Genomic DNA, 24,539 nt, shown 5'->3' with positions numbered 1-24,539 from the left:
TTGTGGAGAAAGCAGATGAGACGAATGTTTATAGCGAATTCAAAAAGGCCAGCAGCGCGGCACGCTGCTCGGCATTGAAGGCGAGAACCTGTTGCTTCGCGCCCTCGGCTTCGCCGCCATGCCACAGCACCGCCTCCATCAGGTTGCGGGCGCGGCCGTCATGCAGGAACTGGGTGTGGCCACTGACGGTTTCCGTCAGGCCGATGCCCCACAGGGGCGCAGTGCGCCAGTCGCGGCCACTGGCCTTGAACTCAGTGCGGTGGTCCGCCAGGCCCTCCCCCATGTCGTGCAGCAGCAGGTCGCTGTAGGGGCGTATCACCTGATTGGCCAATTCGGGTTCGGCGGCGTTGGCCGCAGTGGTGAAGCTTGGGGTGTGGCAAGACTGGCAGCCGGCCTGGAAGAACAGGTTCTTGCCGGCCAGGACCTGGGGCGAATCGACATCGCGGCGCGCCGGTACCGCCAGGTTGCGAGTGTAGAACAGCACCAGGCGCAGGATGTTGTCGCTGACCTCCGGCTCACCGTCCGGACCATTGCCGTTGGGGGCCTGCTTGCAGGCGGTTTGCGCGTCGGTGCAGTCATCGAAGGGCCTCAGGCGGGTGGTCAGGCCCATATCACCAGAGAACGCGTGAACATTTTGTTGATTGAGGTTGGGTTGGCCGGCTTTCCAGCCAAAACGCCCGAGTACGGTCTTTTGCTGGGCGTCATCCCAGACCCAGTTGGGTCGTCCGGCAATGGCCTTATTGCCGGAAGCGGGCCGAGCGTTGGCCAGGATTGCCGCTTCGGGAATGGCCTCCAGCAACCCCAGGCCGATCATCGGCGGCGCCACTCGGGCGGAGAACTGCGTCTCGGGGTGCATTGGGCCGTAGCCCAGGTCCGTGATCTGCAGCCTGGGTTTGCGCAACTCCACCTGGGTGCCGTCCTTGAACCGTACGGGCAGCGGATCGTATTCGACCCGTACCCGGCCTTCGGGGGCGACTCCGGGAATCGCCATGTCTTGCAACTGGCCGCCATACACCGGTTCCGGCACCACGCCGACCTGCTCAATGACCTTGGCGTAGGCCGGGGTATCCGGAATCGACAGGCGCACCAGCATCGACACCGCGTTCAGCGCATCCGGCGCGGGCGGATGGCCGCGGCCGTCCTTGACGTGGCAGTTCTGGCAGGCATTGGTGTTGAACAGCGGGCCGAGGCCGTCACGGGCGGTGGTGGTGGAAGGGGCGATCACCCAGGGGTTGCGGAAAAAACTGTTGCCGACGCTGAAGTCCAGGCGTCGGGTCGGTGGCAGGTTGGCCGATGGCAGGGAGAAGGCATTGCGATCGGCCTTGTTGACCGTGGTCGCGCCGCCGGCCCGGGCTTCCCCTGGTTCGGCCTGGGTAAAGCGCGGAGCGTCATCGCAGGCACTCAGGCTCAAGGCCATGAGTAGAGCGGACCAGCGAAGCAGCGACGGGGGCATCGGACATCCTGCAAGACGAGCAAAACAAGGGCGCAAAGTCTAACAGGGCCGCCTGGATTGAATAAGAGGAATTATCGTTTGGTTTGATTCAGGACAAGCTTGCCGGGAAGCGTCCAGGCGCCTGAAACGGAGCGCCACGGGCACAAAAAAGGCGACCCGCAGGTCGCCTTTTGGCTGAAGCCGCGCTGATCAGAACTCGTGATCGGCGTTGTCCGGGTTCAGGTCGCTGATGCCCAGCTTGCCCGCAGCCTGTTCGATCGAGCCGGTCTGCTTGACCAGGGCGGCGATGGCGTCGCGTACGATCTGGTTGCCGGATTCGTTGCCCGCCGCGATCAGTTGGTCGTAGTGCTCACCCTTGTTGGCGTGGTCGACCATGACTTGGATCTTGGCTTCGGTGGCGGCCAGGTCGGCTTTCAGGGCGGCGTCGGCTGCCGGGTCGGCCTTGGCCACCAGGGACGACAGACTGGCGCCGGTCATCTTGCTGCCGTCGACACGGGTGTACTCGCCCAGATAGACGTTGCGGATGCCCTTGGCATCGTAGAAGTGCGAGTTGTGGGTGTTGTCGCTGAAGCAATCCTGCTCATCTTCAGGGGAGTTGGCTTCCAGGGATACCTTCATCCGCTCGCCCGCCAGTTCGCCCAGGGAAAGGCTGCCCATGCCGAACAGCATCTTGCGCAGACCGGTCTCGGCCGGTTCGGCTTCCAGGGTGGCGCGGTAGTTGTCGGCCACATCCGGCTTCCAGTTGCCGACCATTTCTTCCAGGTCGTTGACCAGCAGTTGGGTCACGGCCTTCAGGTAGGCGCGACGACGCTCGTTGTGGCCGCCGGTGGCACCGGCACCTTCCAGGTAGTCGGAAGCAGGGCGGGCGCCGGCGCCAGGGCCGGTGCCGTTCAGGTCCTGGCCCCAGAGCAGGAATTCGATGGCGTGGTAGCCGGTGGCGACGTTGGCCTCGGCACCACCCAGCTCGTTCAGGCTGGCGAGGGTTTCCGGGGTGATGTCTTTCACGTCGACCTTGTCTTCGCCGACCTGGATCTGGGTGTTGGCGATGATGTTGGCGGTGGCGCCCGGGTTGCCCAGTGCGTGCTCGTAGCTCTTGTCGACGTAGTCGATCAGGCCTTCGTCCAGTGGCCAGGCGTTCACCTGACCTTCCCAGTCATCGATGATGGTGTTGCCGAAGCGGAACACTTCGCTCTGCAGGTAAGGCACGCGAGCGGCAACCCAGGCAGCCTTGGCGGCTTTCAGGGTTTCGTCGTTGGGCTTGGCGAGGAAGGCATCGATGGCGGTTTGCAGGGTTTTCGCGGTGGATTCGGAGTCGCTGTAAACGGCGAATACCATGTCGGCGTAATGCGCGACTACAGCCTTGGCCGCGGCTTCGTCGACCTTGCCGGCAGCGTCAGTGGCTGGGGTGGCAGTGCTGGCGGCCGGGGTCGGCGCTTGAGCGGCAGCCTTGTCGTCTTTGCCTTCGCCGCAGCCGGCGAGGGAAATAGCGATGGCCAACAGACTGGCGGTAGCCAGAGGCATACGAATCATGGCGAACATCCTGCTTCGAGAGGGGGAGTGGACGGCGCTGGGGGGCGCGCAAAACTGCAACATAATGCGAAAGATTTGCATTATGTGTAAAGGGTCGCGCTTGTAAATATTTCTTATTCAGAAGGGGACTGCGCCAGGTCAAGCCGGCCAGTGCTCTGTTTAGGTCAGAGGATCACCGCGTTGCTGCGCTGCGCCTGTTTCAGGTAGGCGCTCAACTCCCGTGCCGGCAGGGGTTTGCTGTAGTGATAGCCCTGACCCTCATGGCAGCCTTCGGAGATGATGTAAGCCTCCTGTTCAGCCGTTTCCACGCCCTCGGCGATCACCTGCATGCCCAGGCTTTTACCCAGCTGGATGATGGCGCGCACGATGGTCGCATCGTCGTCGTCATCCAGCAGATCCTGGACGAAGCTCTTGTCGATCTTGATCTTGTCCAGGGGCAGGCTTTTCAGGTAACTCAGGGACGAATAACCAGTGCCGAAATCGTCGATGGCGATCAGCGCTCCGGAGCGTCGCAGGCTCAGCAGATGCTGGGCGGCGGTGCTGATGTCTTCCATCAGGCCGGTTTCGGTGACTTCCAGTTCCAGGCTGCGCGGTGGCAGGCGGTAGATCTGCAGCAGGTTGTTGACCACCCGTGGCAGCTCGGCGTGGTGCAGTTGCACCGTGGACAGGTTGACCGCCATACGCAGGTCGCTGAAGCCCATGTCGTGCCATTCGCGCAGTTGACGGCAGGCCTGATCCAGGACCCATTCGCCGATGGCGATGATGGTGCCGTTCTGCTCCGCCAGGGGAATGAACAGGTCCGGCGGCACCAGGCCGTGTTCCGGGTGTTGCCAGCGAATCAGCGCCTCGACTCCCACCACCCGGTGGTCGCGATAGCTGATCTGTGGCTGATAGACGAGGAAGAACTGCTCCCGGGTCAGGCCTTCACGCAGGTCCTTCTCCAACTCCCGGCGCCGACGCATTTCGCTGTCGACGCTGGCGATATAGAACTGATAGCGATTGCGTGACCGGCTCTTGGCCAGGGTCATGGTCTGTTCGGCTTTTTGCAGGAGTTTTTCCGTGCTGTCGCCGTCTTCCGGGAACAGGGTGATGCCGATGGTGGCGCGCAGGCGGATTTCCTGATGATCGAGGGCGAAGGTGGCCTCCAGGTCGTCGAGGATGCTTTGTGCCAGCTCTGCGGCTTCATAGGGTTGTTCGATATCGGCCTGGACCAGGGCGAACTGATCGCCACCCAGGCGAGCCAGGGCGCCGAGGCGGCCACTGTGGCCACGCAGGCGATCGGCCAGGGCCAGCAGCAGTTGGTCGCCGGTCTGGTAGCTGAACTGTTCGTTGATGCCCTTGAAGTCATCCAGGCCGACACACAGTACTGCCACCCGGCGTTGCAGGCGTCCGGCGTCCACCAGGATCTTGTCCAGTTGCTGCTGCAGTTGCTGACGGTTCGGCAGGCCGGTCAGGAAGTCGTACTGGGCCATGCGCAGCAGGCTGTTTTCCGCTTCGTGGCGCAAGTGGGTGTTGCGCTCGATGGAGGCCAGCAACTGGTTGGCGGTGATGATCCAGATTCCCAGTTCGTTTTTTTCGTGCCCCTTGAGCAGTGGCAACTGGTGTTCGCTGGGGCGGTCGGGATTGATGGTAGTCAGGTGCTCGATGATTCGTGACAGCGGTTTGGTCAGCAACCAGTGATAGACCAGGTACAGCACCAGTGCCATGGCCAGGGCGCGCAGGACGCCGGAGATGAAGATGATCACCGAGTTGATGATGAAGCCCTGGCCGTAGGTAGCGGTGTCGAGGGTGATGCTCAGGTCGCCGTAATACTCGCTGTAGGGGCCGCGGCCCACCAACTGGGTGGTGAAGGTGCGTTCCTGGCCAAGAATCAGATCGGTGAGCCAGCGACTGGAAGAATGCTGCAGCTCGCGGGACTTTTCCGCGAGCATAGTTTCATTGGGGTGGCCAATGGAGGCCATGCGCACCGCATCATCCTGGAACAGGCCTTCAATGACTTGCATGCCCATTTCCCGGTCCAGGCTGTAGACCGCCTGTGTCGATGGGTCGCGAAACATGTCGAGAATGCGCTGGGCGTCGTTAGCTACCGCCTGCCGAGTCTTGTAGGCATCGAAGACGATCTGGGCACAGCTCAGGACTACGCCCACTATGAGTGCCGACAGCAGCACAACCCGGAGCAACTTCACCGACAAGCTGTTTTTGAGTTCCAGCTTCAAAGGGCTATTCCTTGTTCCGTGCGCGTAGCGTCAAGTTGCCATGAGTATTGGCAATCCCGTGTTGGCCGTCAAAGTGACATTAAGGCCGAGAACAGGACGTCTGCGGGCCAGGCCCGGGTGATCAGATTCAGGATTGCTCTTGCTGTGGATAGTGTGTCGGTAGCGACGCCTTGCAACTTGAGGGGCGGCGTTGATTTTTACATCAGATGAATCTTAGCGTCTCGGCTGGGCGGGACAAGATGCCGGCTTTGTCAGAGGCAAAAAAAACCCGGCCAGGCCGGGTTTTTTGCACTGCAAACGGACTTAAGCGACGAAGTTCTTGCCTTCGAACTGCTCAGCCACGAATTTCCAGTTGACCAGGTTCCAGAACGCTTCGACGTATTTAGGACGAACGTTGCGGTAGTCGATGTAGTAGGCGTGTTCCCAGACGTCGCAGGTCAGCAGCGGAGTGTCGCCGCTGGTCAGCGGGTTGCCGGCGCCGATGGTGCTGGCCAGGGCCAGGGAACCGTCAGCCTTCTTCACCAGCCAGCCCCAGCCGGAACCGAAGGTGCCAACGGAAGTCTTGGTGAATTCTTCTTTGAACTTGTCGAACGAACCGAAGGCTGCGTTGATGGCCTCGGCCAGAGCGCCAGTAGGTTGGCCGCCGGCGTTTGGCGCCAGGCAGTTCCAGTAGAAAGTGTGGTTCCAGACCTGGGCTGCGTTGTTGAAGATGCCGCCCGAAGAGGTTTTGACGATCTCTTCCAGAGTCTTGCCTTCGAACTCGGTGCCTGGCACCAGGTTGTTCAGGTTCACGACGTAGGTGTTGTGGTGCTTGTCGTGGTGGTATTCCAGGGTTTCCTTGGAAATGTGCGGCTGCAGGGCGTCGTGTGCATAGGGCAGCGGCGGCAATTCGAAAGCCATGATGATTCTCCTAATCAGGTCAGTTGCGGTGAGCGCAAGGCCGATCACGGGCGGCCAGACAAGCGCCGGGGAGTTTGTACTCTTTGCGGCGCAGGGTTCGGATCATAGCACCGGGGGTGCGGCTTAACCACGCAACAACTGTGTGGGATAGAGGTTCCAGAGCCTTTTGGAATAAGTCACGCAGCGCTGATCAGTTGGAACGCCACGCTGAACATCATCACCGCCACCAGTAGGTCGAGCATCCTCCAGGTACTGGGGCGAGCCAGCCACGGAGCCAGCCAGGCGGCGCCCAGGGCCAGGGTGAAGAACCACAGCAACGAAGCGCTGGCGGCCCCCACCACGTAAGCGCCGGGCTCGGTTTGTTGCGCCCCCAGTGAACCGATCAGCAGCACGGTATCCAGGTAGACGTGGGGGTTGAGCAGGGTGACCGCCAGGGCACTGAGCATAACAGCCCGCAGCGAACGCACGGTCTGGCCTTCGCCCTGTTGCAGGCTTTGTTTCGAGCAGGCCCGGCGCAGGGCCTGGGTGCCGTACCAGATCAGGAACGCCGCGCCGCCCCAGCGCGCCACGGCCAGCAGCATCGGGCTCTGGGTCAGGATGGTGGCCAGGCCGAACACCCCGGCCGCCACCAACAGGGCATCGCAGGTCACGCACAGTGCCGCCACCGGCAAGTGGTGTTCACGGCGCAGGCTCTGAGCCAGGACGAAGGCGTTTTGCGTGCCGATGGCCATGATCAGGCCGGCGGCCACCAAGAGACCGTTTACATAGCTTTGCCACATGATTACTGCTCCTCGCCGGCGGCCAGTTTTTGCAGAACCTGCATGGCTCGCCGGGCATCCGCCTGACCGACAAACAGGTGGTCGTGGTAGTAGCCGGCGATCACGTTGCAACTGATTCCGGCCTGGCCCAGGGCGCCAGCGAAGGCCGCTGTCAGGCCCACGGCTTCAAGGGCCGAATGCACGTTGAGGGTGATCCAGGCCGCCACGTAATCGAAGGCCAGACCCAGGCGCTCGGCCTGTTGGCGCGGGAGGATAACCGTCAGTCCCTCGCGTTCGCGAAAGCTGCCCAGCACTTCGCAGTCCTGCAGCAGGCTGGGGTCAGTGAGGGAACAGAACACGTACTCGCCGTCGTTGAGCTGTGGGCTCATGCTGCGTAGCAGGGTAGCGAGGGAGGTTTCACCAGCCATGAACAAAATCCTTGAGCGAAGAAGCATTACAGAGGCTTTACGCTGGCTATTTTCTCGCTCCAGGCGGTATAAGAAAAACCAATAGTGCTGATCACTCATTAGGAAAAATGATGTTCGACTACAAGTTGCTCTCTGCCCTGGCCGCGGTAATCGAACAGGCAGGATTCGAACGGGCGGCCCAGGTGCTGGGATTGTCGCAGTCGGCCATTTCCCAGCGCATCAAGCTACTGGAGGCCCGGGTCGGGCAGCCAGTGCTGGTGCGGGTGACGCCACCTTCGCCCACGGAAATCGGGCGCCGCCTGCTCAACCATGTGCAGCAGGTACGCCTTCTGGAGCGGGACCTGCAAAGCCTGGTGCCGGCCCTGGACGAAGAAGGCTTGCCGGAGCGCCTGCGTATTGCCCTCAACGCCGACAGCCTGGCCACCTGGTGGGCCGAAGCGGTGGCTGACTTTTGCGCCGAACATCACTTGCTCCTGGACCTGGTGGTGGAGGACCAGACGGTGGGCCTCAAGCGCATGCGCGCCGGCGAAGTGGCGGCTTGTGTCTGCGCCAGCGAGCGTCCGGTGGCCGGGGCCCGCAGCCTGCTGCTGGGGGCCATGCGTTACCGCGCCCTGGCCAGCCCGGCGTTCATCGCCCGGCATTTTCCCCTGGGCGTGCGCGCCGAGCAGTTGGCTCGGACCCCGGCGTTGGTGTTCGGCCCCGACGATTTCCTGCAGCATCGCTATTTGGCGTCCCTGGGGGTCGATGGCGGTTTCGAACATCATTTGTGCCCATCTTCCGAGGGCTTCATCCGTCTTGCCGAAGCTGGGCTGGGCTGGGGGCTGGTGCCCGAACTGCAGGTTCGCGAGCAACTGCAGCGAGGCTTGCTGGTGGAGCTTTTGCCGGATAAACCCATCGATGTGCCGCTGTACTGGCATCATTGGCGCAACGGCGGACAATTGCTGGGCTTGTTGACCGAGCACCTGGCACGTTTATCTGCACAATGGCTGGTGCCTTGGGAGCAGCCATAAGCGTCAAGCGACAAGCTGCCAGTGCACAGCTTGCGCTTCGACTTTCAATGCGCGGCTTGTAGTTCGTAGCTCGTCACTGCTTTGTTTAGGAATATTCATGAAAATTCTGGTTACCGGCGCAAGCGGCTTCATCGGCGGGCGCTTTGCTCGTCTTGCCCTTGAGCAGGGCCTGGAGGTCCGGGTCAACGGCCGTCGCGCCGAAGCGGTGGATCATCTGGTGCGCCGTGGCGCCGAGTTCGTCCAGGGCGATTTGAACGATGCGGGCCTGGTGCGCGAACTCTGTCGCGATGTCGATACCGTGGTGCATTGCGCCGGTGCGGTGGGCTTGTGGGGGCGTTATCAGGATTTCCATCAGGGCAACGTGCTGGTCACTGAGAATGTGGTCGAAGCCTGCCTCAAGCAACGGGTCCGGCGCCTGGTGCATCTGTCCTCGCCGTCGATCTATTTCGATGGCCGTGATCACCTGGGGCTGACCGAAGAGCAAGTGCCCAAGCGTTTCAAGCACCCCTACGCAGCCACCAAGTACCTGGCCGAGCAGAAGGTTTTCGGTGCCCAGGAGTTCGGGCTGGAGGTCATTGCGTTGCGGCCGCGTTTTGTCACCGGTGCCGGCGACATGAGTATCTTCCCGCGGTTGTTGAAGATGCAGCGCAAAGGTCGCCTGGCCATCATCGGCAACGGCCTGAACAAGGTCGACTTCACCAGTGTGCACAACCTCAACGAGGCCCTGTTCAGCAGCCTGCACGCCAGTGGCTCGGCCCTGGGCAAGGTCTACAACATTAGCAACGGTGCGCCGGTGCCGCTGTGGGACGTGGTCAACTATGTGATGCGCCAGATGCAGGTGCCGCAAGTCACCCGCTATCGCTCTTTTGGCCTGGCCTATAGCGTGGCGGCGCTCAACGAGGGGCTCTGCAAGCTCTGGCCCGGCCGTCCTGAACCGACCTTGTCGCGCTTGGGGATGCAGGTCATGAACAAGGACTTCACCCTGGATATCAGCCGGGCCCGGCATTACCTCGGCTATGAGCCCAAGGTCAGCTTGTGGGCCGCTCTGGATGAGTTCTGCAGTTGGTGGAAGGCTCAGGACATAAGCTGAAATCAAAGACTGAACCCGGTTTGCCCGGGCCGGTCCATTGGCCGGGTGAATTAGCGGTTTATACTCGCCGCATTCAGCCATCACCGCGGTTCACAAAGGTTGCCCCATGCGTAACGATGCACACGATGACTTCGATGACGTTCCAAGTCTGCGCGCCGATCCCCTCGATGACGATGTCTTTCCTACCACCAGCGCTGCCCGTGAGCGCACCACCGTGCATTCGCGCAGCGCTCCGGTGGCCAAGGTCAAGGGGCCCAGTACCGGACCATTGTGGGCATTGGTGGGGGCGTTGTTCTTTGCCTTCATCGGTCTTGCCTGGTGGAGCTTCCAGCAGATTTCGCTGATGGAGCAGCAACTGGTGGCGACCCAGGAAAGCTTCGCCAGGATCAGTGAAGAGGCCGCCGGCCGTCTGCAGGACATCTCCGGCAAGGTAGTGGCCAGCCAGACCAATGTCACCACTGACAGCGAAGCCTTGAAGCTGCAGATCAAACAGTTGGAAAGCCGGCTGCAGGATCAGAGCCGACAACAGCAGGGCGTGGCCGGGCAGGCGACTGACCTGGACAAGCGCCTGGCGCAGATGACAGCCCAGACTGCCGAGCAGCAGGCGGCCAACGTGCAGTTGCAGGCCCAGGTGAAAGCCTTGAGCGCTGAACTGGCGAGCCTCAAAGGCGTCCAGGCGGACGCCGGCAAGCTCGATAGCCAGCTCAAGAGCTTGAATGCCGACCTTGCCGCATTGAAAAAACAGGGCAACCCGAGCGCTGCCATCGAGCGACTGGAGCAGGAGCTGGTGGTACTCAAGAGTGAGCAGGACAATCGTCCCGCTGCCCAGAGCGGAGCCAGCACCGCCGAGTTCGATGCGTTCCGTGGCCAGGTCACCCGCAACATCAATACCCTGCAAAGCCAGATCCAGAACCTGCAGCAGCAGATCAATACCCGTCCTTGAGTGGTCAAGCCCTCCCCGCGCACGGCGTGGGGGGCTGTTCGGCCAAAGTGTGCTGAATGTTCACCCATATTGCGCAGCCGTCTACGCTCTTCAAACGTCATCAGGAACGAGGTGCGAGCGATGAGGCTGTTGCAGAAAAATACCTGGCTGGGATGGTTGTTATTGCTGTGCATGGGTTCGTTGCATGCGGCGGTACCGGCGGCCGATGACGGTGTGGCGGCCCGGGCGCTGCTGGAAAAAGCCCTGCGCTATTACCACGACCAGGGTGACAAGGCGTTTGCGGCCTTCAGCCGCCAGGGTGAGTTTGTCGACCGTGATCGTTATGTGTTCGTGGTGGACACCCGGGGCGTGATGCTGGCCAGCGGCGGTCCTTCGTCGGCATTGATTGGCCGAGATGTTTCCGAAGTCCTGGGGCCGGATCTGCGCAAGGCGTTCAAGGACGCCCTGAAGATTCCCGAGGCCAATGGCATCCAGCAAGCCGAATACCGCTGGCAGAACTGGGCCGACGGCAAGATCGAACGCAAGCATGTGTACTTCCAGCGTATCGGCGAACGCATCCTGGCGGTGGGGTATTACCTGCCTCGGGCCTCGGCCGAGCAGGCCAAGGCGCTGCTGGATCGAGCGGCCACGGCCTTGGGTGGCGATCAGCCGGGTACGCTCAAAGCCATCAATGACTTGCGTGGCGGGTTTCTCGAAGACGATCTGTATGTGTTCGTGGTGGACCTCGACAGCCACCGCTATCTGGCCCATGGCACCAACCTGCGCCTGCTCAATACCGATTTTGGCAAGATCAAGGACCCAGAGGGCAAGCCGGTTGGGGAGCCGATCCTGGCGCTCATGGCAGGCCAGGATCAGGGGGAATACGAGTACCGCTGGAAGAACCCGGTGACGGGCAAGGTCGAGGACAAGCATGCCTACTTGCGCAAGGTCGGAAAGCTGCTGGTTGCCGTGGGGTACTACAGCCCTTGAATCCTGAGCGCTGGCCCCTGCCAGCATCAGGATCAATGCGCCTTGTCTTCACGGCCCCGTAACAGGCGATTGGGCATGGCAATCGCCGCCGCCAGCCCCAGCAGGGAAACCGCGGCACTGACCAGCAGCAGGTGCTGGAAGGTCAGCAGCAACTCGTTGCGCAATGCGTCGCGCGCGGGGCCAGGCGCGGCGTTCAGGCCTTGCAGCAAGGCATTGCCGGAATGCCCCTCGCTCATCAGCCCTGTGCCACTCAGATGCGCCAGGCTGGAATCCTGCAACAAGGCCAGCAGCAAGGCCGACATCAGCGCCACCCCCACCGCGCCGCCCAGGGCGCGAAACAGGTTGGTGGTGCTGGTGGCGACACCGATATCCCGTTGCTCCACCGAGTTCTGGGTGCCCACCAGGGAGGTAGGGAACTGCATGCCGCTGGCGATCCCGCAGAGCAACATGAACAGGCTGCTCAGCAGGACCTCCTGGGGCGACACCAGGGCTATGCCGAGAATCGACACCGGCATCAATAGCGCGCCGCCCAGGATCATCGGCTTGTAGCGTCCGGTCACCGAGGTCAGGCGTCCGGCGCAATAAGCGCCCATGGGCAGGCCCATGGCCAAGGGCAGCAGGTGCAGGGCGGCACTGTCAGCCCCGGCCCCGGTGATGCTTTGGAAACGCAAGGGCATCAGCACGATCAGCGAGATGGCCTGGAAACTGGTGAAGAAAATCGTGCACCAGCACAGCAGCGCATTGCGATTGGCAAACAGGTGCATCGGCAGCAGGGGCTCCCGGGCCCGGCGCTCATGCCAGACGAACAGGGCCAGGACGATGCAGCCGATAGCCAGCAGGTCGAGCACTTCGGCGCTGCGCCAGGAGTGGCCCTGGCCCACTTGGGTGATGCCCAGCAGCAGGGCGCTCAGGCCGATGATCAGCAACACAGTGCCGAGGTAGTCGATGATCGGCTTGCGCTGGGGCACCGGCAGCCCTACCAGGGTGCGGTGTGCCACCCACCAGGCACCCAGTCCCAGGGGCAGGTTGACCAGGAATACCCAGCGCCACGACAGAAACTCGGTCATGTAGCCGCCCAGCACCGGGCCGGCGACACTGGCCACCGCGTACATGCTGCTGAAGTAGCCCTGATAGCGGCCGCGCTCCCTGGGCGGGACTATGTCGCCGATGATGGCCTGGCTCACCGAGATCATGCCGCCGGCGCCGATGCCCTGAAAGATCCGCGCCAGCACCAGTTGTTCCATGTTCTGCGCCAGGCCGCAGAACAGCGAGGCCAGGGTGAACAATCCCATGCCGAACAGCATCAGCCGACGCCGGCCATACAGATCGCCGAGCTTGCCGTAGATCGGCACTGCCACGGTCATCGCCACCATGTAGCCGGAGATGACCCAGGCCAGCAGGCTGACATCCTTGAACTGAGCGGAAATGGCCGGCATGGAGACCGCGACGATGGTCTGGTCCAGGGCGCCGAGAAAGATCGCCAGCATCAGGGCGATCAGCACGCTGCGGATGGCCGGTTTGGGCGGGCCAGGCTGTTGGAGGTGAGTCACGAAAAAACCTGCAGGCAGTGATTGATCCGTAGCGGCAAGGCTGGCGGGAATGGGCGTCAGTGTACTCGATAGGGTGCTATCGGATAGCGCTACAAGGAAGAGCACGGCGTTTTTTCATGAAGGTTTTCAAGGGGGGAGGTTGTGCCAAAGCGCCTTGGATTCACCGCTCTCGAAAAGCTTTGTGGCACTTGGTGTTGATGTGTAATGGGACGCATTCTGTATAGTGTGCGCTCGGTGCCGGCTCCCTGAATCCTGGCTGTGCGAGTGTTTATTTGTGTTGCCGGTGCTTGCGTTTTTCCTGGCTGAACCCGTCAATGGGTCGATGAAATCTGGCGGTTACCTGAGCTTTTTTTCAGCGGTGCAATTCTCCCCCCCTGTTACTCTGAGGCCTGGACTGTAGTGATGAACAAGCCTGCCCTTGCTGCCATTCCCGTGTTCAAACTCTATGGCGAAAGCCTGGAGTGGCCCACCCCGGATTTGCTCCATTGCGAGTCCATCAGTCAACGCAGCCGTGAGCACCAGTGGGAAATAAAACCCCATCGGCATGCCGACCTCGGCCAATTGCTGTTTGTCTTCCGAGGGCAGGCCGAACTGGAGGTCGAAGGCCTGCGGACTTTGTTGAACGAACCGATGATTCAGGTGTTGCCGCCGTTATCGGTCCATGGCTTTCGATTTTCCGAGGATGTCGAAGGTTATGTCGTGACTCTGGCGGCGCCGCTGTTGAGCCATTTGCAAGCTCAGTTGGGGCGTTCGGAAAATACCCTGGCCACGTCTTGCAGCTACCCGGCCCGGGAGGATGCGCAGTACCTGAACGGTTTGTTCAGTGCCTTGCAGAATGAGTATCAAGGGCAGCAGCCGGCTCGGGAAATGCTCATGCACGCCCTGGTGAGCATGATTGTGGTCTGGATTGGTCGTCAGGCACTGCAGCGCAGCAGTTCCAGTCAGCGTCCCCAGCGGGCCCGGGAATATTTCAACGGTTTTATCCAGTTGGTGGAGGCCCACTACCGCGAGCATGTGAAGGTCGAGGACCTGGCTCACAAGCTGGGCATCTCCGTATCGCACCTCAACGGCACCTGCCGCGAGCTGGCCGGGCAACCGGCGCTGCAGATCATGCACGAGCGTCAACTGCTGGAGGCCAAGCGCCTACTGACCTACACCGGGATGACCATCTACGAGATTTCCGATGACCTGGGCTTTTCCGATCCCACCAATTTCACCCGGCTGTTCCGACGCCGCGAGGGGATTTCGCCCAAGGTGTTCCGCGACCGGCTCAAGGCCGATCAGGCGGGGGAGCCTGGGGCGTTGCCGCTCACCTGAGGGCGTTCAAGGTGGCGTTGTGGGGAATGCAGCGTTCCAGGTTGCAACTGGCGTAGTTGCGCTGTTGCATGCGGGCCTGCTCGACGCGATAAGCGGCGGTACCGTATAGCGCCAGGGTCATGGTGCAGGTCATGAAGATGGCCAGGTACCTTCTTGTCTTGACGTTCATGGCAACGACCTCTGAACCAATACCCCGTGTTTTCAGGGGCACTGATATCAGCATAGGTCAGTTGCGGGGGCTTGCCAGGCCGCTGCCCAGCCTGTTTGGCGAGGTATTGAACCGCTGGATCGTGCCTACAGCCCCACATCCCAGAGCGGTTCCTGGGGAAACCTGAGCACCAGGAAATCCAGCATGCTGCGCAAGGTCGCCGGCATGTGCTTGCGCGAGGCGTAGACCGCATACATGTTCATCGTGCGGGGTTCGGCATGGGGCAGCAGGCGCACCAGTTCTCCCCGCTTGATGTACTCCCCGGCCTGGTAGCTGGGCAGCATGGCGATGCCGGCGCCGGCCACTGTGGTGCGCAGCAGGGTACTGGCTTCGTTGGCGCTGATATTGCCCTGTACCGGTACTGACACCTGCTCGCCGTCTTGTTCGAAATGCCACAAGCTTTTGCCGAAGTAGGAGTGGGTCAGGCAGTTGTGCTGGCTCAAGTCCTCCACCCGTTGTGGCGCCGGGTGCTCCTGGAGGTAGATCGGTGAGGCGCAGATCACCGAGCGACAGACGGTCAGGCGTCGGGCGATCAGGTTCGGGTCCAGGTCGTTGCTGGTGCGGATCGCCAAATCGATACGCTCATCCACCAGGTTCACCGTGCGATCGAGCATCTGCAGATCGATGCTCACACCGGGGTAACGCTTGACGTAGTCGGCCATCGCCTCCGCCAGTTGTGACTGGCCGAAGGAGGTGCTGACGCTGATGCGCAGCAGCCCGCGGGGCGCATCGTCAGGCTCGCCCACCGCAGCCTGCATATCGTTGGACAGCTCCAGCATCTGCCGACAGCGGGGCAGGATCTCGCCGCCGGCCGCGGTCAGGCTGAGCTTGCGCGTGGTGCGGTGCATCAACCGGGCACCGACCCAATCCTCCAACTCCGCCAGATAACGTGAAACCACCGGCCGTGAAAGGTCCAGGTGGTCGGCGGCGGCCGACTGGCTGCCCAGGTCCACAACGGTGACAAAGACCCGCATTGCTTGGAGACGATCCATGATTTGCCCGCTTTCAGAAACAAACTATGTTCAAGCATCGCATTTTTTGTAACGAGTCTGGCAACTAAGCTTTGTCCACTTCCAACCAAGCCAACAGATGCTGGAGCTGCCCTCATGATCGGATTCACCTCTCTTAAACGCCTGCTGCTGGCCACCGCCACCCTGGGTTTTGCCGCCCATGCCGCAGCCGCCGAGCCCAGCCTGAAGCTGGATGTCTACAACCCGGGGGCCAATGCCATCTTCCCGGTGACCTCGGTATTGGTCAGCGGCAAGAAGGACGCGATCCTGGTGGATGCCCAGTTCGGCAAATCCCAGGCCCAGCAACTGGTGGAAAAGATTCGTGCCAGTGGCAAGCACTTGACCACCATCTACATCAGCCACGGTGATCCGGACTACTACTTCGGCCTCGACACCCTGACCAAGGCTTTTCCTGATGCCAAGGTTGTTGCCTCACAACCCACAGTGGATCACATCAAGGCCACGGTGGATGGCAAGCTGGCGTTCTGGGGCCCGAAAATGGGCGCTGACGTTCCGGCCAAGACCATCGTGCCCGGCGTACTCAAGGGCCACAGCCTGACCCTGGAAGGGCAGAAGCTCGAAGTCATCGGCCTGGACGGCAAGCAACCGGATCGCAGCTTTGTCTGGATTCCGTCGATCAAGGCGGTGGTCGGTGGCGTGGTGGTCGCGGAAAACATCCACGTATGGATGGCCGATACCCAGACCCCGCAGTCTCACCAGGACTGGCTGAGCACCCTGAAGACCATTGAGGGCCTGAACCCCAAGACCGTGATTCCCGGGCACTTCCTCGGCGACAGCGCACGCTCCCTGGCCCCGGTGCACTTCACTGCGGACTACATCAAGGCCTTCGATGAAGAGACGGCCAAGGCCAAGGACTCCGCTGCGCTGATCGCGGCCATGAAAAAGCGTTACCCGGACCTGGGCGAAGACAGTTCCCTGGAACTGAGCGCCAAGGTTGCCAAGGGCGAAATGAAGTGGTGAAACCGGTTTGACCCGCTCCCTTCGGGGAGTGGACGCCTCTGTACTCTCTTAGCCAACTGGAGACATGTCATGAGCAAAATCGCAATCATTGGTGCCACCGGCCGTGCCGGTAGCCAACTCCTGGAAGAAGCCCTGCGTCGCGGTCACAGCGTCACCGCCATCGCCCGCAACACGGCGAAGATCGGCCAGCGTGCCGGCGTACTCACCCGCGAGGTGGATGTGGCCGACAGCGCTGCATTGCAGGCGGCGGTAGCCGGCCACGACGTGGTGATCAGTGCCGCGCATTTTTCCACCATCCCGGCCAATGCCATCATCGACCCGGTGAAAAAGGCCGGGGTCAAGCGTCTGCTGGTGGTGGGCGGTGCCGGTTCGCTGCTGCTGCCCGGTGGCGGCAAGGTCATCGACAGCCCCGGTTTCCCGGAGGAGTACAAGGCCGAGGCCAGCGCCGGTGGCGTGTACCTGGACACCTTGCGCAAGGAGCAGGATCTGGACTGGACGTTCCTCTCGCCATCGGCGGAGTTCGTTGAGGGTGAGCGCACCGGGCAGTTCCGCCTGGGCCAGGACGATCTGCTGGTCAGTGCCCAAGGTCGCAGTTGGATCAGCTTCGCCGACTACGCCATCGCCATGCTCGATGAAGTGGAGAAGCCGGCCCACCGCCGCCAGCGCTTCACCGTCGGTTACTGATTAGCGGCCGATTGCCCCGGTAGCCGCCTGCCGTTGGCGGCTATCGGGGAGTTCCGATCAGTGTTGAAGGCCCTCGCGGGCCTTTTTGCTGTCTGCCGGCATCAGGGTTTTCTCATTCAGCGCTGTTTGGCCTGTTCCACCAGCCAGTCCAGCAGTTCCTGCAAGGCCGCCGCAGGCCCTGGGTGCTCCGGGTAGACCAGATAGTACGCCTGGCCCGTCGTGATCTTCAGTTCAAAAGGCATGACCAGCCGTCCGGCACTCAGGTCGTCGCCAATCAACGCCCAGTCGCCAATCGCCACGCCCGTTCCCTGGGACGCCACGGACATCGCCAGGTCCAGGGTCTCGAAATGCTGACCCTTGCCCAGGGTATTGAGTGGCGTGCCGGAGGCTTTCAACCAACTTTGCCAGTCCCGTTGATCGTGGGAGGGATGCAGCAGCAAGTGCTGTTGCAGGTCCGCCGGGTTCTTGAGGGGCACCGGGCCCTCCAGCAGCGGTCGCGAGCAGACCGGCGTCAGTTGTTCATTGAACAGGTGACGCGAACCCAGGGTCGGGGACGGCGGGGCTCCGTACATGACGGCGGCATCGAAGGGTTCGCGGCTGAAATCCACGCCGTGCTGAATGGTAGTGGTCAGTTGCACCGGTACATCCGGGCGCTCCCTCTGCCACTGCAGCAGCCGGGGCAGCAGCCAGCGCATCACACAGGTCGGAGCCTTGAGGCGCAGGTTGCGGCTCTGCCCACCGATGTCATCCACCGCGCCATTGATCAGTTCGAATACCTGCTGCACCCGCGGCAACCATTGCGCCCCTTCGTTAGTGAGGCTCAAGCCCCGGGCATGGCGCTGGAACAACGGATAACCCAGATGGCTTTCCAGGCCGGCAATTTGTCGGCTCACCGCTCCTTGGGTGATGTGCAACTGCTCGGCAGCGCGCGTGAAATTGCAGCACTGGGCGGTGACCAGAAAGGTGTGCAGCGCGGGCAGGGGAGGCAAGCGTTTCATGGGCAGCCAAGGCATGACGTGAGGACATGGCTAGTATGACTTTTTATCCATTGTTGCGGCTACAGCCTCACCGTTCCAATAGCCCTCCCGGCGTCTGCTGAGTTTTTCAGTCGGCAGTCAGTCGGGTTTTCCACCAATAAGAAGGGCGATGAGATGGCGACGTGCGGCGAAGTACTGGTCAAGTTACTTGAAGGTTATGGGGTTGAGCAGGTGTTCGGCATTCCCGGGGTGCATACCGTCGAGTTGTATCGCGGTCTGGCCCGCTCGCCCATCCAGCATGTCACCCCGCGCCATGAGCAAGGCGCCGGTTTCATGGCCGACGGCTACGCCCGCACCAGCGGCAAGCCCGGCGTGTGTTTCATCATCACCGGCCCCGGCATGACCAACATCACCACCGCCATGGGCCAGGCTTATGCGGACTCGATTCCCATGCTGGTGATCTCCAGCGTGCAGACCCGCAGCCAGCTGGGTGGCGGGCGCGGCAAGCTCCATGAGTTGCCGAACCAGAGTGCGCTGGCCAGCGGCGTGGCGGCGTTTTCCCATACCCTGATGAGCGCCGATGAATTGCCAGTGGTGCTGGCCCGGGCTTTTGCCCTGTTCCAGGCTGGACGCCCACGTCCGGTGCATATCGAGATTCCTCTCGATGTACTGGTTCAGGATGCCGATCATCTGCTGGCCAGCGAGCCGGTAACCGTTGCCCGTGCCGGTGCCGCCCCGGACGCTGTCGCCCGGATGAGTCAGCTGCTGGCGACGGCCAAGCGCCCGCTGATCCTGGCCGGTGGCGGCGCCATTGATGCGGCCGCTCCCCTGACCTGTCTGGCGGAACTGCTGCAGGCTCCGGTGGCCCTGACGATCAACGCCAAGGGCATGTTGCCGTCGGCCCACCCGCTGCTGATTGGCTCCACCCAGTCATTGGTGGCAACCCGTGCCCTGGTGGCCGAGGCCGATGTGGTGCTGGCCATCGGCACCGAACTGGCGGAAACCGATTACGACGTGACCTTTGCCGGTGGCTTTGAAATTCCCGGGGCCTTGCTGCGGATCGATATCGATGCCGATCAAACGGTGCGCAACTACCCACCGAAAGTGGCACTGGTGGCCGATGCCGGGAACGCAGCCCAAGCCCTGCTGGCAGAGCTGTCCCGGCACACCTTGAGCGAGCGCAGCAGCGACTGGGGCCAGGCCCGCGCCGCGGCCTTGCGCAGCGAACTCGAGAACCTGTGGGACACGCCGACCCGGGCCCAGACCCTGTTCCTGGAAACCGTGGTCCAGGAGTTGCCGGAGATCGTCCTGGTGGGCGATTCCACTCAGCCGGTGTACAGCGGCAACCTGACGTTCAATCCTGAGCAGTCGCGGCGCTGGTTCAACTCATCCACCGGCTACGGCACCCTGGGTTATGCCTTGCCGGCCGCCATCGGCGCCTGGCTCGGGGGCGCTTCCCAGTCCAGCTCGCGGCGGCCGGTGGCTTGCCTGATCGGCGACGGTGGCTTGCAGTTCACCCTGGCGGAACTGGCCTGCGCCGTGGAAGCACGCACGCCGATCATCGTCCTGCTGTGGAACAACCAGGGTTATGAAGAGATCAAGAAATACATGGTCAATCGGGCCATCGAGCCAGTAGGCGTCGACATCTACACCCCGGATTTCATTGCCGTGGCCAAGGGCCTCGGGTGCGCAGCCGAGCGCATCGACAGTGTCGAACAATTGCGTGCGGCCCTGCGCATGGCCGTTGATCGCCAGGGACCGACCTTGATTGAAGTTGACCAGAATCGCTGGACTCAAGGAGCACAGGCATGAGTTCGCCGCACCTGTTGAACGGTGTGTACATCGACGGCCAATGGTCGGCAGGCAGTGAGCACCTGCAGGTGATCAACCCGTCCACCGAGGCGCCCTTGGCCTGGGTGGCGGGCGCCGGACCGCAAGCCGTGGATCAGGCGCTGCAAGCCGCTACGGCGGGGCTTGCCCGCTGGGCACAAAGCAGTGGCGTCGAACGTGCCGCCGTGCTGCGCAAGATCGCTGCCGGTGTGGCCGAACGCCGGGAGCGGCTGATGCACCTGCAGTCGAGCAACAACGGCAAGCCGCAGTTCGAGGCGGCGATGGATGTGGACGATGTCATTGCCACCTTTGAGTATTACGCCGGGCTGGCCGAGGAGCTGGACGCGACCCAGGATGCGAATGTGCCGCTGCCCAGTGAGGATTTCAGCGCGCGCCTGCGTCGTGAGCCCTGTGGCGTGGTCGGGCTGATCGTGCCGTGGAATTTCCCCATGGTCACCACGGCCTGGAAGTTGGCGCCAGCCCTGGCCGCCGGTTGCAGCGTGGTGCTCAAACCCTCGGAAGTCACCCCGCTGCCGGAGCTGGAACTGGCGGCGATCATCGCCGAAAGCGGCTTGCCCAACGGGGTGTTCAACCTGGTCTGCGGGACGGGCCTGGCGGTCGGTGCGCCTTTGGCGGCGGACCCGCGAGTGGCGAAGATTTCCTTCACCGGCAGTAATGCGGTGGGCGTCCAGGTCATGCAGCGGGCGGCGGAAACCGTCAAGGGCGTGAGCCTGGAACTGGGGGGCAAGTCATCCTTGCTGGTGCTGGCGGATGCCGACCTTGACCTGGCGGTGGAGCTGGCCTGTGGCGGTGGCTTCTTCAATGCCGGGCAGATGTGCTCCGCCACCAGCCGGGTACTGGTCGCCGACGAGCTGGCCGATGAATTCCTCTTGCGGCTCAAGGCCCGGGCTGAAGGCATTCGGGTGGCTGACCCGTTCGACCCTGAGGTGGTCATGGGCGCCCTGGTGAACCAGGCGCAATACCACAGAGTGCTGGCGCACATCGATCGTGGTCTGAATGTCGGTGCCAAGCTGGTGTGTGGCGGCGGCCGCCCGGCCGGGCTGCAGCAGGGCTTTTTCATCCAGCCCACGGTGTTCACCGAGGTGCCGCTGGACAGTGCCCTGTGGCGTGACGAAATCTTTGGCCCGGTGCTCTGTGTACGCAGTTTCAGCAGCGAGCAAGAGGCGATCGAACTGGCCAATGACAGCGAGTTCGGCCTGGTGGCCAGTGTGGTGGGGGCGGACGTGGACAATGCCGAGCGGGTGGCCAATGCCCTGCAGGCCGGCCTGGTGTGGATCAATGCACCCCAGGTGATCTTTCCCCAGACTGCCTGGGGCGGCTACAAGCAGAGCAGCATCGGCCGCGAGCTGGGCCCCTGGGGCTTGCAAGCCTTCCAGGAGCTCAAACACGTAATCCGCGCGCTGTAGCCGCCGGCTTGCCGGTGACCCCGGGTTACCCGCCAACCCGCAGGCGCGCCATGTCCCGCAAGGGCGGCGCGCCAAACAGTCGGCTGTACTCACGGCTGAACTGAGACGGGCTTTCATAGCCGACTCGATACCCCGCCGCCGAAGCTTCTAGACCTTCGGCCAGCATCAAGCGCCGGGCTTCCTGCAGACGCAGCTGTTTCTGGTACTGCAAGGGACTCATGGCGGTCATCGCCTTGAAGCGGTGGTGCAGGGTCGACACGCTCAGGTTCACTTCCCGGGCCAGGTCATCGATGCGCAACGGCTGCACGAAATTGCCGTTGAGCCACTTGATGGCCTGATTGACCCGGTGCCCCTGGCTGTTGGCGGTGGCGATCTCGTACAGACGGTGGCCCTGGGGGCTGCGCAGCAGGCGATAGAGAATTTCCCGACGCACCAGCGGCGCGAGCATGGCGATGTCTTTCGGGGTGTCCAGCAGGCGGGTCAGGCGCAGCACGGCGTCCAGCATCGCCGGGTCCAGGCGCTCTACGTACAGGCCCCGTCCAGTGGGCCGGGCAGGCACCCCCAGCGGTCCGGCGTCGGCGATCAGTGCATTGATTTCCCCGGGGTCGATGTCCAGGCGCAGGGCCAGGATCGGCTCTTGCGGCGAAACGATCGCCACCTTGCCGCTCAGTGGCACGGAAACCGACACCACCAGGTAATTCAGCGGGTCGTAGTTGTAGCTTTCATCGGCCAGGCGCACTTCCTTGCGGCCCTGGGCCATGATGCACAGCGCCGGTTGCGCCAGCACCGAGCCGAAGTGATGGGAGGTGCTGTGACGCGAGACGAACAGCGAGTCGATGGCGGTGGCATAGCTGCCATCTTCGGTGGTGTTGCGCGCAATGATCGCGGCCAGTTCCACGCGCTGGCGTTCCATCTCCGGAGCCAGGGGCGGCGGCAGGGTATCCAGTGATGACATGGGGCGCCTCGGGGTGTTTGCAGTCGGCACAGCTTAAGTTTGTGCAAGAGTCGCGGGTAGGCGAATCCTGCGTAAAACTTGCCTGATCCTGCTGCTTGCGCGCGGGATAGACAAGAGGCGCCGACGCCCGGGCGCGTCACTTGCTTGAAACGCCGCTGTAACGCTTTTGCCCCATGCCGCCGCCCAAGCGATGGAGAAAGCGGCTGGTCGCAGGATTGGGCAAATCAACGGCAGAAATCGACTAACGCGCAAGTGGGCCCGCCCCGTATCGTTGATCCTGTCGCAGCCCGTCCCCGGCTGCCTCGACAACACCCTGGGAGGGTTCCACATGTCCACGCATATTCCCGTCAGTCACATGGCTTTCGTTCGAGCCCGGGCCGGGCGTTCCAAGGAACTGGGTGCGCGCTTGAGCAGCCTGATCGAACCGTCGCGCCAGGCCAGCGGTTGCCTGCACTTCGCCCTGCAGCATTCGCAGTGCGATGCCGACCTGTGGCTGGTGTCCGGTTTCTGGAGCAGCCAGCAGGCGATGACCGCCTATTTCAGCTCGCCGGCCATGGCGATCTTTGCCGAGCTGGTGCAGGACCTGGTGGTCAACAGCCTGGATTTTCATACCTTCAGTACGGTGTCGGCGCTGCAAGCCCATGGCGAATACCCCCAACTGCAGCGTGCACCGCTGCACAAGCTGGCCAGTTGAAGGTTTAGAATGGCCGACTTTTCATTGGCCAGGACTTGCAACATGGCACGCAAAGAGTTTGCACATTACGAAGCCGTTTCCGCGGTGGTTCCGGGGGAGGGCGGATACAGCGCCGCCATCGCCGTCAAAGCCCTCGGAGCATCGGGCGCCCCGCGCTTTCACAAAGTCCTGGATGAGCAGAGGTTCAAGACTGCCCATGACGCCGACCAGGCTGCCGCACAACAACTCGAACAACTGGCCGACGTCGATCAGGACGGCGAATTGAGCTGGAAAGCCGACTGATTCGCCGCGCTACTTGACCGCCCCCGGGCGGTGCATCTTGAACAACGCTTCCGGCCCCAGTTGGAAGTAATCCGCCGGTCCGCCGCCGCGCAGAATCGGTTCTGCCGCGGCGGTGTCGTAGATCCCGTCCTTGAGCAGCCACTTGGCGATATGCACGGCGACCACCTCGCCGAGGATCAGCCAGCTCGGCACCCGCTCTTTGTCCGCCCGCTGCAATTGAATGATCTGGGTGACCTTGCACTCGAAGGACACCGGGCTCTCGGCGACCCGCGGCACACTGATGACCTTCGACGCCACGGGCGTCAGGCCGGCCAGGGCGAACTCGTCGACCTCGGGCGCAACCGCGGCGCAGCTCTGGTTCATCTGCTCGGCCAGTGGCCGGGTGGCCAGGTTCCAGGCGAATTCTCCGGTGGCCTCGATGTTGTTCAGGCTGTCTTTGCGCCCGACGCTGGAGAACCCAATGATCGGCGGAATGTAGTTGAAGGCATTGAAGAAGCTGTAAGGCGCCAGGTTCAGCCGGCCTTGTGCATCCTGGGAAGAGATCCAGCCGATGGGACGCGGGCCGACGATGGCATTGAACGGGTCATGGGGCAGACCGTGGCCCAGGGCGGGTTGGTAGAAGTGGATATCGTCGGACATGGCTCAAGGTTCCTGCTGTGGGGCGAGTGAAGGGCGCCATAGTGCAGTGCGCACGGCTCGAATTCCAGCGTTCCAAACCCCGGTTTAGGCCGCTGACGGGGGATGTTGGCGGAGCACAAAAGACTAAGCCCGGCCGAAGCCGGGCTGTGATGTCAGGTGAGTCGATCAGCTGATGGTGGCGGAACCGGTGCGATCGTAGCCGTCGGCCGCGAAGGTGGCGGAACCGGTGCGATCGTAGCCGTCTTCAGCGAGGGTGGCGGAACCGGTGCGATCGTAGCCATCGGCGGCGAAGGTGGCGGAACCGGTGCGATCGTAGCCGTCTTCAGCAAGGGTGGCGGAACCGGTGCGATCGTAGCCGTCGGCGGCGAAGGTGGCGGAACCGGTGCGATCGTAACCGTCGGCGGCGAGGGTGGCGGAACCGGTGCGATCGTAGCCGTCGGCGGCGAAGGTGGCGGAACCGGTGCGATCGTAGCCATCGGCGGCGAAGGTGGCGGAACCGGTGCGATCGTAGCCATCGGCGGCGAAGGTGGCGGAACCGGTGCGATCGTAACCGTCGGCGGCGAGGGTGGCGGAACCGGTGCGGTCGTAACCGTCGGCCGCGAAGGTATTGGCAGCCAGTACCGACAGGGTCAGGGCGAGGATCAGTTTGGTTTTCATGGCGGTGTCTCCGGGTTCGTTGAGGTGTTTG

Annotated in this window: 24 protein-coding genes; 11 read left to right on the top strand and 13 right to left on the bottom strand. The window is 62.6% G+C overall.

The window, feature by feature from the left end:
- Positions 1 to 28: 28 nt before the first annotated feature.
- The 6 genes from DWF74_RS08835 to DWF74_RS08810 form a co-directional block, all read right to left on the bottom strand.
- Positions 29 to 1,453 carry a di-heme oxidoredictase family protein gene (locus DWF74_RS08835; RefSeq protein WP_102860503.1) on the bottom strand — a complete coding sequence of 475 codons (1,425 nt, stop codon included), beginning with the start codon at positions 1,451 to 1,453 and terminating at the stop codon, positions 29 to 31.
- A gap of 189 nt (positions 1,454 to 1,642) precedes the next feature.
- On the bottom strand, positions 1,643 to 2,983 hold the full coding sequence (locus DWF74_RS08830; protein ID WP_102860504.1) for an imelysin family protein: 1,341 nt from the start codon (positions 2,981 to 2,983) through the stop codon (positions 1,643 to 1,645).
- 164 nt (positions 2,984 to 3,147) lie between these two features.
- A complete protein-coding gene (locus DWF74_RS08825; RefSeq protein WP_102860505.1) occupies positions 3,148 to 5,199 on the bottom strand; it encodes a putative bifunctional diguanylate cyclase/phosphodiesterase in 2,052 nt (683 codons plus the stop codon).
- 303 nt (positions 5,200 to 5,502) lie between these two features.
- Positions 5,503 to 6,099 (bottom strand): superoxide dismutase, encoded by a 597-nt coding sequence (locus DWF74_RS08820; RefSeq protein ID WP_011063080.1) that lies wholly within the window; start codon positions 6,097 to 6,099, stop codon positions 5,503 to 5,505.
- 176 nt (positions 6,100 to 6,275) lie between these two features.
- Entirely contained in the window at positions 6,276 to 6,878 is a 603-nt protein-coding gene (locus DWF74_RS08815; protein WP_115580779.1) for a LysE/ArgO family amino acid transporter, read from the bottom strand.
- A gap of 2 nt (positions 6,879 to 6,880) precedes the next feature.
- Positions 6,881 to 7,285, bottom strand: a complete 405-nt coding sequence (locus DWF74_RS08810) for an ACT domain-containing protein (RefSeq protein ID WP_102860507.1) — start codon at positions 7,283 to 7,285, stop codon at positions 6,881 to 6,883.
- A 110-nt stretch (positions 7,286 to 7,395) separates the two neighbouring features.
- On the opposite strand from DWF74_RS08810, the gene DWF74_RS08805 reads away from it, so the two are divergent.
- The 4 genes from DWF74_RS08805 (at position 7,396) to DWF74_RS08790 (ending at position 11,297) form a co-directional block, all read left to right on the top strand.
- On the top strand, positions 7,396 to 8,295 hold the full coding sequence (locus tag DWF74_RS08805) for a LysR family transcriptional regulator ArgP (protein ID WP_102860508.1): 900 nt from the start codon (positions 7,396 to 7,398) through the stop codon (positions 8,293 to 8,295).
- A 97-nt stretch (positions 8,296 to 8,392) separates the two neighbouring features.
- The gene (locus DWF74_RS08800) at positions 8,393 to 9,385 is read left to right on the top strand and encodes an NAD-dependent epimerase/dehydratase family protein (protein WP_115580778.1); all 993 of its coding nucleotides are present in this window, start codon (positions 8,393 to 8,395) and stop codon (positions 9,383 to 9,385) included.
- A 106-nt stretch (positions 9,386 to 9,491) separates the two neighbouring features.
- The gene (locus tag DWF74_RS08795) at positions 9,492 to 10,328 is read left to right on the top strand and encodes an ATPase (RefSeq protein ID WP_115580777.1); all 837 of its coding nucleotides are present in this window, start codon (positions 9,492 to 9,494) and stop codon (positions 10,326 to 10,328) included.
- Positions 10,329 to 10,448: 120 nt separating this feature from the next.
- Positions 10,449 to 11,297, top strand: a complete 849-nt coding sequence (locus DWF74_RS08790) for a cache domain-containing protein (protein ID WP_102860511.1) — start codon at positions 10,449 to 10,451, stop codon at positions 11,295 to 11,297.
- Between the two features lie 32 nt (positions 11,298 to 11,329).
- Here the strand turns inward: DWF74_RS08790 and DWF74_RS08785 are convergent, their stop codons facing one another.
- Positions 11,330 to 12,847 (bottom strand): MDR family MFS transporter, encoded by a 1,518-nt coding sequence (locus DWF74_RS08785; RefSeq protein WP_115580776.1) that lies wholly within the window; start codon positions 12,845 to 12,847, stop codon positions 11,330 to 11,332.
- Between the two features lie 402 nt (positions 12,848 to 13,249).
- On the opposite strand from DWF74_RS08785, the gene DWF74_RS08780 reads away from it, so the two are divergent.
- Complete coding sequence (locus DWF74_RS08780; protein WP_115580775.1) at positions 13,250 to 14,164, top strand: helix-turn-helix domain-containing protein; 915 nt, start codon at positions 13,250 to 13,252, stop codon at positions 14,162 to 14,164.
- On the opposite strand, the gene DWF74_RS30415 is transcribed toward DWF74_RS08780, so the two are convergent.
- On the bottom strand, positions 14,157 to 14,333 hold the full coding sequence (locus DWF74_RS30415) for a hypothetical protein (RefSeq protein ID WP_162884084.1): 177 nt from the start codon (positions 14,331 to 14,333) through the stop codon (positions 14,157 to 14,159). The genes DWF74_RS08780 and DWF74_RS30415 overlap by 8 nt on opposite strands.
- Before the next feature lie 125 nt (positions 14,334 to 14,458).
- Positions 14,459 to 15,364, bottom strand: a complete 906-nt coding sequence (locus DWF74_RS08775; protein ID WP_102860515.1) for a LysR family transcriptional regulator — start codon at positions 15,362 to 15,364, stop codon at positions 14,459 to 14,461.
- 114 nt (positions 15,365 to 15,478) lie between these two features.
- Here DWF74_RS08775 and DWF74_RS08770 point away from each other — a divergent pair, with 114 nt between their 5' ends.
- Positions 15,479 to 16,363: an MBL fold metallo-hydrolase gene (locus DWF74_RS08770; protein WP_102880719.1), complete on the top strand. Its 885-nt coding sequence runs from the start codon at positions 15,479 to 15,481 to the stop codon at positions 16,361 to 16,363.
- A gap of 69 nt (positions 16,364 to 16,432) precedes the next feature.
- Positions 16,433 to 17,047 carry an NAD(P)-dependent oxidoreductase gene (locus DWF74_RS08765; protein ID WP_102860517.1) on the top strand — a complete coding sequence of 205 codons (615 nt, stop codon included), beginning with the start codon at positions 16,433 to 16,435 and terminating at the stop codon, positions 17,045 to 17,047.
- A 116-nt stretch (positions 17,048 to 17,163) separates the two neighbouring features.
- Here the strand turns inward: DWF74_RS08765 and DWF74_RS08760 are convergent, their stop codons facing one another.
- On the bottom strand, positions 17,164 to 18,045 hold the full coding sequence (locus DWF74_RS08760) for a LysR substrate-binding domain-containing protein (RefSeq protein ID WP_115582433.1): 882 nt from the start codon (positions 18,043 to 18,045) through the stop codon (positions 17,164 to 17,166).
- A gap of 153 nt (positions 18,046 to 18,198) precedes the next feature.
- Between DWF74_RS08760 and DWF74_RS08755 the strand changes: the two genes are divergently transcribed.
- Positions 18,199 to 19,836: a 5-guanidino-2-oxopentanoate decarboxylase gene (locus DWF74_RS08755; RefSeq protein WP_115580774.1), complete on the top strand. Its 1,638-nt coding sequence runs from the start codon at positions 18,199 to 18,201 to the stop codon at positions 19,834 to 19,836.
- Positions 19,833 to 21,281, top strand: coding sequence for an aldehyde dehydrogenase family protein (locus DWF74_RS08750; protein WP_102860519.1), 1,449 nt, complete (start codon positions 19,833 to 19,835; stop codon positions 21,279 to 21,281). Before DWF74_RS08755 ends, DWF74_RS08750 begins: the two co-directional genes overlap by 4 nt.
- A 25-nt stretch (positions 21,282 to 21,306) precedes the next feature.
- On the opposite strand, the gene DWF74_RS08745 is transcribed toward DWF74_RS08750, so the two are convergent.
- Positions 21,307 to 22,236, bottom strand: coding sequence for an AraC family transcriptional regulator (locus DWF74_RS08745; protein ID WP_102860520.1), 930 nt, complete (start codon positions 22,234 to 22,236; stop codon positions 21,307 to 21,309).
- 328 nt (positions 22,237 to 22,564) lie between these two features.
- Here DWF74_RS08745 and DWF74_RS08740 point away from each other — a divergent pair, with 328 nt between their 5' ends.
- Both DWF74_RS08740 and DWF74_RS08735 read left to right on the top strand, forming a co-directional pair.
- Complete coding sequence (locus DWF74_RS08740) at positions 22,565 to 22,930, top strand: putative quinol monooxygenase (protein WP_060844457.1); 366 nt, start codon at positions 22,565 to 22,567, stop codon at positions 22,928 to 22,930.
- 9 nt (positions 22,931 to 22,939) lie between these two features.
- Positions 22,940 to 23,212, top strand: a complete 273-nt coding sequence (locus tag DWF74_RS08735) for a hypothetical protein (RefSeq protein ID WP_060840761.1) — start codon at positions 22,940 to 22,942, stop codon at positions 23,210 to 23,212.
- A gap of 9 nt (positions 23,213 to 23,221) precedes the next feature.
- Here the strand turns inward: DWF74_RS08735 and DWF74_RS08730 are convergent, their stop codons facing one another.
- Positions 23,222 to 23,851, bottom strand: coding sequence for a flavin reductase family protein (locus DWF74_RS08730; protein ID WP_115580773.1), 630 nt, complete (start codon positions 23,849 to 23,851; stop codon positions 23,222 to 23,224).
- 165 nt (positions 23,852 to 24,016) lie between these two features.
- Positions 24,017 to 24,508: a heme utilization protein gene (locus tag DWF74_RS08725; protein WP_115580772.1), complete on the bottom strand. Its 492-nt coding sequence runs from the start codon at positions 24,506 to 24,508 to the stop codon at positions 24,017 to 24,019.
- Between the last annotated feature and the right edge of the window lie 31 nt (positions 24,509 to 24,539).

It is taken from the genome of Pseudomonas protegens (genome assembly GCF_003363755.1).
GTDB lineage: Bacteria > Pseudomonadota > Gammaproteobacteria > Pseudomonadales > Pseudomonadaceae > Aquipseudomonas > Aquipseudomonas danubii.
Note: the sequence above shows the minus strand (reverse complement) of the source record. Positions and strands in the feature narration are given on the sequence as shown.